Annotated in this window: 1 protein-coding gene; it reads left to right on the top strand. The window is 54.6% G+C overall.

Translation table 11 applies throughout. The annotated features are described in order from the left end of the window. Nucleotides 1–51 precede the first annotated feature (51 nt). A complete protein-coding gene (locus A5774_RS00935) occupies nt 52–417 on the top strand; it encodes a hypothetical protein (RefSeq protein ID WP_064833052.1) in 366 nt (121 codons plus the stop codon). Nucleotides 418–520: the final 103 nt, after the last annotated feature.

Raw genomic sequence — 520 nt, 5'->3', positions numbered from 1 at the left:
ATCCCTGATTTAGCTCCCAGGTTTAGGCCTCGGGTTTAGACAGGAATCTTTGTGCTCCCACCGGTTACTTCCGGGCCCAGCAAGCTACTCGCCTCCCAACAACTTATTTGTTGCGGGAACGCTGCCACATCACAACATAAATACCGATGCCCAACGCGAAGGCGAATACCCCCAAACCAAGAAGCAGCTCCGGTAGAAGGTGCTGAAGGCGCAAACCTATCAGGTGTCGATGGTCAGGGTGATGCATTCGCCAGTGCTGATGGTGCTGCACAGCGTGGTGCCACGAGCGCGAACTACAAGCCGACCTCGTCGTCGATGAGCTTCTTCTCCGGCCTGATTCTTGGTTTGGGGGTATTCGCCTTCGCGTTGGGCATCGGTATTTATGTTGTGATGTGGCAGCGTTCCCGCAACAAATAAGTTGTTGGGAGGCGAGTAGCTTGCTGGGCCCGGAAGTAACCGGTGGGAGCACAAAGATTCCTGTCTAAACCCGAGGCCTAAACCTGGGAGCTAAATCAGGGAT

Origin of the sequence: Corynebacterium sp. EPI-003-04-2554_SCH2473622, from assembly GCF_001665955.1 — a bacterium.
In the GTDB taxonomy this organism is placed as follows: Bacteria; Actinomycetota; Actinomycetes; order Mycobacteriales; family Mycobacteriaceae; genus Corynebacterium; species Corynebacterium pseudodiphtheriticum.
The sequence above is the reverse complement of the archived record's forward strand: the minus strand, read 5'-3'. Positions and strand labels throughout refer to the sequence as shown.